The sequence below is a fragment of the Bacillus sp. AFS001701 genome (assembly GCF_002559405.1).
Lineage (GTDB): Bacteria > Bacillota > Bacilli > Bacillales > Bacillaceae_G > Gottfriedia.
Genome location: NZ_NTZO01000274.1, coordinates 1 through 7,757 on the forward strand (window position 1 = coordinate 1; position 7,757 = coordinate 7,757).

Below are 7,757 nucleotides of genomic sequence, written 5' to 3' on the forward strand. Positions count from 1 at the left end.
ATATTTTAGAGGAATTTTAGGAATATACTAAAAAATAAAAAAATATGTTTATATTACAAAATATTGACAATACTAATGCGACTTGTGTTATTTTATATCTAAATAAAATTTGACTAATGTATAGAATAAACTATACAATTTGAAATTGTATGAAGGAAAATCAAAAATATAAATTGAACTCTTCTTATTATGAATCTATTTGAGAATACATAAGAATAAAAGAAAGAAATAAGGAATACAGAGAGTAATGAATAGGAAACTCTCGGGAGGCTTAAAAGATGGCAGAAAATTTAGTTATAGTGGAGTCCCCTTCAAAGGCTAAAACAATAGAAAAGTACTTAGGTAAAAAATTTAAAGTAATCGCATCAATGGGACATGTTCGAGATTTACCTAAAAGCCAGATGGGGATTGAAATAGAAAACGATTACAACCCAAAATACATAACAATCCGTGGAAAAGGTCCAGTTTTAAAGGATTTAAGATCTGCTGCAAAAAAAGCAAAAAAAATCTATCTAGCAGCCGATCCAGATCGCGAAGGTGAAGCAATAGCATGGCATATTGCGAATACACTCAATATCGATACATCATCGGATTGTCGTGTAGTGTTTAATGAAATTACGAAAGATGCTATTAAAGAGTCTTTTAAAAAACCTAGACCAATTAATATGAATTTAGTAGACGCACAGCAAGCAAGACGTGTACTAGATCGTTTAGTAGGGTATAACATAAGCCCATTACTATGGAAGAAAGTGAAAAAGGGCTTGAGTGCAGGTCGAGTTCAATCTGTCGCACTTAGACTGATCATTGAACGAGAAAAAGAGATTGAAATCTTCCAACCTGAAGAATATTGGACAATTAAAAGTAAAGCTTTAACAAAGAAAGAAACATTTGATACTTCTTTTTACGGAGTTAATGGTAAAAAATTGGCATTGAATTCTGAAACTGACGTGAAAAATGTTTTATCACAAATTAAAGGTGATCACTTTGAAGTTCAAAGTGTTACAAGAAAAGAACGTAAACGTAATCCAGCAACTGCTTTTACTACTTCCTTACTACAGCAGGAAGCAGCTAGAAAATTAAATATGCGTGCAAAGAAAACGATGATGATTGCACAGCAATTATATGAAGGAATTTCCCTAGGTAGTGGAGGACAAGTCGGATTAATCACATATATGAGAACTGATTCGACTAGAATATCTGATGTTGCGACTGAGGAAGCAAAGTCTTATATAATTGAAACTTATGGTGCAGATTTTGTTGCTACAAATAAAAAAAGTGAAAAAAAATCAGATAAAGTACAAGATGCACACGAAGCAATTAGACCAACGTCAACTTTACGTTCGCCTGATACAATTAAAGCACATGTTAGCCGTGATCAATATCGTCTTTATAAATTAATATGGGAACGATTTGTTGCTAGTCAGATGGCATCAGCAGTACTAGATACGGTTAAAGTTGACTTAATTAATAATGATGTAATATTTAGAGCTAATGGATCAGTAGTTAAATTCCCTGGTTTTATGAAGGTGTATATAGAAAGTAATGATGATGGCACAGAAGAAAAAGACCGTATCCTTCCACCGTTAGCTGAAGGTGAAAAAGTTAAATTAGAAGATATTTTACCTGAACAACATTTTACGCAACCACCTCCACGTTACACGGAAGCTAGATTAGTAAAAACGCTTGAAGAGTTAGGAATAGGTCGACCATCAACTTATGTACCAACTTTAGAAACGATTCAGAAACGTGGATATGTTTCATTAGATAATAAACGATTTGTACCTACTGAACTAGGTCAAATAGTATTTGATTTAGTCGTTGAGTTTTTCCCAGAAGTAATTAATATTGAGTTTACGGTTCAAATGGAAGGTGACCTTGATAAAATTGAAGACGGCAATGTGAACTGGATTCAAATCATCGATCAATTTTATAGAGGTTTTGAGAAACACTTAGAAATAGCTGAGAAAGAAATGCAAAAAGTTGAAATTAGAGATGAACCTGCTGGTGAAGACTGTGAAGCATGTGGAAGCCCGATGGTATTTAAAATGGGCAGATACGGTAAGTTCATGGCGTGCTCAAACTTTCCTGATTGCAGAAATACAAAAGCAATCGTAAAAGAGATTGGTGTCAAATGTCCTACATGTAAAGATGGGAATATAATTGAGCGTAAATCGAAAAAGAATCGAATATTCTATGGATGCACGAATTATCCAGAATGTGAATTCTTATCATGGGATAAGCCGATTGCAAGACCATGTCCGAAATGTGAAAACTTATTAGTTGAAAAGAAAATGAAAAAAGGTATTCAAGTTCAATGTGTATCATGTGACTACAAAGAGGATCAACAAGTGTGAGCAATTAATATACTCACCTTTAGACTGCCAGCAATAATCAGTCTGAAATTCATATTTCTTGAGACTTTGTCCAAATAAAAGTGTGAGCAATTAATTTGCTCACTTTTACTTTTCATATCAACTTTTAATTAAGAAATCTTTAAGAAAAAAATTATAAAATATTATTACGTAATTTTGATTGAATCAGCGTAGAAGGAGTTAACAATGAAAGAACAATTTATTAATGTAATTGGAGCAGGTTTAGCAGGAAGCGAGGCTGCTTATCAAATTGCAAAAAGAGGAATTAAAGTACATTTATATGAGATGAGACCAGTGAGACAAACACCTGCTCATCATACTGATAAGTTTGCTGAATTAGTTTGTAGTAATTCACTAAGAGCGAATACACTAACGAACGCTGTAGGTGTATTAAAAGAGGAAATGAGAAGATTAGATTCAATTATTATTCGATCTGCTGATGAGTGTGCTGTACCAGCAGGTGGTGCGTTAGCTGTAGACCGACATGAGTTTGCTAGCCATGTAACTGAGTATGTAAAAAATCATCCAAATGTAACTGTGCATAACGAAGAAATGACTAAAATTCCTGAAGGACCAACAGTTATCGCAACAGGACCTTTAACATCACCTGAATTATCACAGCAACTAAAAGAATTAACGGGTGAAGATTATTTCTATTTTTATGATGCAGCGGCACCAATAGTAGAAAAAGAAAGTATTGATTTAAATAAAGTATATTTAAAATCAAGATATGATAAAGGTGAAGCAGCTTACTTAAACTGCCCAATGACAGAAGAGGAATTTGATCGTTTTTATGAAGCATTAACTACAGCAGAAACTGTTCCTTTAAAAGAATTTGAAAAAGAGATTTTCTTTGAAGGCTGTATGCCAGTTGAAGTAATGGCTAAACGTGGAAAGCAAACATTATTATTTGGACCTATGAAACCAGTAGGCTTAGAGGATCCAAAGACTGGTAAGACGCCGTATGCGGTTGTTCAACTACGTCAGGATGACAGTGCTGGAACTTTATATAATATAGTAGGATTCCAAACGCATTTAAAATGGGGACCTCAAAAAGAAGTTTTACAATTAATACCTGGCCTAGAGAATGCTGAAATTGTACGATATGGTGTAATGCATCGAAATACGTTTATAAATTCACCGAATCTATTAGAGGCAACATATCGTTTTAAAGGTCGCGAAGATTTATTCTTTGCAGGTCAAATGACTGGAGTAGAAGGTTATGTAGAATCTGCAGCATCTGGTTTAGTAGCGGGAATAAATGCTGCTAGATACGTAATGGAGAAAGAGTTAGTCGTATTCCCAGCAGAAACTGCTATTGGAAGTATGGCTAATTATATAACGACAACAAGTGCAAAACACTTCCAACCTATGAATGCTAATTTCGGTCTTTTCCCTAGACTTGATGTCAAAATTAAAAGAAAACAGGAACGATATGAAGCTTATGCAAACCGTGCATTAGAATCAATTATGAATTTTGTAGAATGTTAAGAAAATAAATTGCAAATAGCTACTTAATATGTTAGTATGTAGTGGCTTGTGAGGAGAAATTACCTTGAATATTAAAATATTGTGTCAATTATTCATTCAGTATTTACAATTAGAGAAAAACTCTTCACAATACACATTAAATAGTTATAAAAAAATTGTTGAACAATTTCTAGTTTTTATGGAGCAACAATCCATTATTTCATTTTCTTCAGTTACTTATTCTGATGTTCGTCTCTATTTAACAACTTTGCATGACAAACAGCTATCAAGACGTACAGTCTCAAAGCATATTTCTTGTTTAAGAAGTTTCTATCGTTTTCTTATGAGAGAAAATGAAGCAAAAGAGAATCCTTTTGTATTAGCGTCACTTCCTAAAAAAGAAACTATGATACCAAGATTTTTATACAAGGAAGAACTTGAAAAACTATTTAAGATTAGCGATCTAGATACGGAACTTGGACAAAGAAATCAAGCTCTTTTAGAATTGCTATATGCTACCGGAATCCGAGTAAGCGAATGCTGTAATTTGAAATTAAAAGACATAGATTTTCAAATTGGGACTATTTTAGTAACGGGCAAAGGGAATAAACAGCGGTATATTCCTTTTGGCAGTTATGCAGAAAAAGCTCTTCATACATATATAGAAGATGGCCGAAATAGACTGATAGTAGCTAACAAGCAAATGAATGACGATCTTTTTTTGAATCACCGTGGTACAAAACTAACGGCAAGAGGTGTCCGTGGTATATTAGAAAAAATGATCAAAGATACTTCGTTGACTAATAAAATCTATCCACATATGTTAAGGCATACCTTTGCTACACATATGCTTGATAACGGTGCTGATATTCGTAGTGTTCAAGAATTACTAGGACATGAGAATTTATCATCTACTCAAATCTATACACATGTAACGAAGGAAAGGTTACAAAAGGTATACAATTTACATCATCCTAGAGCATAAATTCGCTCAATTTTAGAAATTAATCGACATTTCTAAGGAGGATTCACATGTCCAATTTTCATGCTACAACGATTTTCGCAATCAGACACGATGGTAAAAGTGCCATGGCTGGTGATGGCCAAGTAACTTTTGGAAATGCAGTAGTAATGAAGCATACTGCAAGAAAAGTTAGAAAGCTTTTTAATGGAAAAGTTTTAGCTGGTTTTGCAGGATCTGTTGCAGATGCATTTACTTTATTCGAACTTTTTGAGGGCAAGTTAGTTGAATATAATGGTAATATTCAACGAGCTGCTGTTGAATTAGCAAAAAAATGGAGAACAGATCGAGTATTACATAAACTTGAAGCATTGCTAATCGTAATGGATCATAATTCAATATTATTAATTTCTGGTACTGGTGAAGTAATTGAGCCTGACGATGGAATTCTTGCAATCGGTTCTGGAGGGAATTATGCCCTTGCAGCAGGCCGTGCGCTAAAGGAAAACGCAGGGGAAAATCTTTCAGCAAAACAAATTGCATATGCTAGTTTAAAAACTGCAAGTGATATTTGTGTGTATACGAACGGAAATATAATTTTAGAAGAATTAGAATAGGAGAGTGTATTATGAGTACTTCTTTCACGCCTCGTCAAATTGTTGAAAAACTTGATCAATATATTGTTGGACAGCAACAAGCGAAAAAAGCAGTAGCAATTGCACTCAGAAATCGATATCGTAGAAGTTTACTTGAAGAGTCATTCCGTGATGAAATTTCACCAAAAAATATTTTAATGATTGGTCCAACAGGTGTTGGTAAAACTGAAATTGCTAGAAGGATGGCAAAACTAGTTGGCGCGCCATTCATTAAAGTTGAAGCTACTAAATTTACAGAAGTTGGTTACGTTGGTAGAGATGTAGAATCAATGGTTCGCGATTTAGTCCAAACTTCTATTCGAATTGTAAAAGAAGAGCGTATGAATAAGGTGAAAGATCAGGCTGAAAAAAATGCGAATCAAAGATTAGCAAAACTTCTAGCACCAAGTACGAAAAAACAAGCTTCATTTAAAAACCCACTTGAGATGCTTTTTAATCAAGATTCACAAAACTCGAATACTGAGCAAGAAGAGAATGACACAGAATTAACATCTAAAAGAAGAAATATAGAATTTCAACTATTATCTGGAAAACTAGAAGAAGATCTTGTGTCTATTGAAGTAGAGCAACAACAAGCTCCGATGCTAGATTTTATGCAAGGAACTGGAATGGAACAAATGGGAATGAACTTCCAGGAGTCATTAGGTAGTCTATTTCCAAAGAAAACTAAAAAAAGAAAGCTTACTGTTAAAGAAGCTCGTAAGATTTTAACGAATGAAGAAGCTCAGAAATTAATCGATATGGATGAAGTAACTCAAGAGGCAGTTTATAGGGCTGAACAATTAGGTATTATTTTCATTGATGAAATTGATAAGATTGCAAGTAAACAAAACTCCACTCAAGATGTTTCGAGAGAGGGCGTACAAAGAGATATTTTACCAATCGTTGAAGGAAGTACAGTTGTGACAAAATATGGACCGGTTAAAACGGATCATATCCTATTTATTGCAGCTGGTGCATTTCATATTTCAAAACCATCAGATTTAATACCTGAATTACAAGGTCGCTTCCCAATTCGTGTAGAGTTAGGGAAATTATCTGTTGAAGATTTTGTTCGTATTTTAGTTGAGCCTGATTTTTCAATTATTAAACAATATAAAGCTTTATTGTCTACAGAAGGTATACAAATCGAATTTTCTGACGATGCTATACGTAGAATAGCAGAAATAGCATTTGAAGTTAATCAGACTACTGACAACATAGGCGCAAGAAGATTGCATACTATTATGGAAAAGCTTCTTGAAGACCTATCGTTTGAAGCTTCTGAAATTCAAATGGGAACAATTATGATTACACCACAATATGTAAATGAAAAGCTCGCAAATATTGCAAAAGATAAAGATATAAGTCAATTCATTTTATGATTTAGCTAAAGAACATTTTGAATTCAGCCATGAGATTGCTAAGAAGTTCAAAGGAAACGTACAATTAAATAGGAGGCATTTAGAAAGATGCAATTATTAGAAAAAACAAGAAAGATTAATAAGTTATTACAACAATCTGCAGGGAAGCCAGTAAACTTTAAAGAAATGGCAGATACATTAGAAGAAGTTATTGAATCAAATGTATTTATTTTAAGTCGTAAAGGGAAATTATTAGGTTACGGTCTTCACCAAAAAATCGAAAATGAGCGTATGCAAAAAATGTTCAGCGATCGCCAATTCCCTGAAGAATATACACAAAACCTATTTAATATTAATGAAACATCATCAAATATAGACATCAACAGTGAGCACACTGCATTCCCAGTTGAAAATAAAGATTTATTTTCTGGTGGTTTAACAACGATTGTACCAATTATCGGTGGCGGTGAGCGCTTAGGTACTCTTGTTCTAGCTCGAATTAATCAAGATTTTGAAAATGATGATTTAATCTTAGCTGAATATGGCGCAACAGTAGTAGGTATGGAAATACTACGTGAAAAAGCAGAAGAAATTGAAGAAGAAGCTAGAAGTAAAGCTGTTGTACAAATGGCAATTTCATCTCTTTCTTATAGTGAATTAGAAGCAATCGAACATATTTTTGAAGAATTAAATGGCTATGAAGGTTTATTAGTAGCAAGTAAAATTGCTGACCGTGTTGGAATTACAAGATCTGTGATCGTAAATGCACTACGTAAATTAGAAAGTGCTGGTGTTATCGAGTCAAGATCACTAGGAATGAAAGGTACTTATATTAAAGTACTAAATGACAAATTCTTATTAGAGTTAGAGAAATTAAAATCTAACTAATTAATAAGGTCACTTCTTAAAGAAGGCAAAAGATAATATTAAGTTTAAACCTTTTCTCAATTAATAA

The 7,757-nt window shown here is 33.4% G+C and carries 6 protein-coding genes; all 6 read left to right on the forward strand.

Annotated features, from left to right (window positions below):
* Nucleotides 1-278 precede the first annotated feature (278 nt).
* The 6 genes from topA (at nucleotide 279) to codY (ending at nucleotide 7,690) form a co-directional block, all read left to right on the forward strand.
* Entirely contained in the window at nucleotides 279-2,354 is a 2,076-nt protein-coding gene (gene topA / locus CN514_RS17565) for a type I DNA topoisomerase (RefSeq protein WP_098233716.1), read from the forward strand.
* Nucleotides 2,355-2,558: 204 nt separating this feature from the next.
* A complete protein-coding gene (trmFO, locus tag CN514_RS17570; RefSeq protein WP_098233717.1) occupies nucleotides 2,559-3,863 on the forward strand; it encodes an FADH(2)-oxidizing methylenetetrahydrofolate--tRNA-(uracil(54)-C(5))-methyltransferase TrmFO in 1,305 nt (434 codons plus the stop codon).
* A 64-nt stretch (nucleotides 3,864-3,927) separates the two neighbouring features.
* Nucleotides 3,928-4,827, forward strand: a complete 900-nt coding sequence (xerC, locus tag CN514_RS17575; RefSeq protein ID WP_069034515.1) for a tyrosine recombinase XerC — start codon at nucleotides 3,928-3,930, stop codon at nucleotides 4,825-4,827.
* Between the two features lie 47 nt (nucleotides 4,828-4,874).
* The gene (gene hslV, locus CN514_RS17580) at nucleotides 4,875-5,420 is read left to right on the forward strand and encodes an ATP-dependent protease subunit HslV (protein ID WP_098233718.1); all 546 of its coding nucleotides are present in this window, start codon (nucleotides 4,875-4,877) and stop codon (nucleotides 5,418-5,420) included.
* Between the two features lie 11 nt (nucleotides 5,421-5,431).
* Nucleotides 5,432-6,823, forward strand: a complete 1,392-nt coding sequence (gene hslU, locus CN514_RS17585) for an ATP-dependent protease ATPase subunit HslU (RefSeq protein WP_098233719.1) — start codon at nucleotides 5,432-5,434, stop codon at nucleotides 6,821-6,823.
* An 87-nt stretch (nucleotides 6,824-6,910) separates the two neighbouring features.
* Nucleotides 6,911-7,690, forward strand: a complete 780-nt coding sequence (gene codY, locus CN514_RS17590; protein WP_088012939.1) for a GTP-sensing pleiotropic transcriptional regulator CodY — start codon at nucleotides 6,911-6,913, stop codon at nucleotides 7,688-7,690.
* The last annotated feature ends 67 nt before the right edge of the window (nucleotides 7,691-7,757 follow it).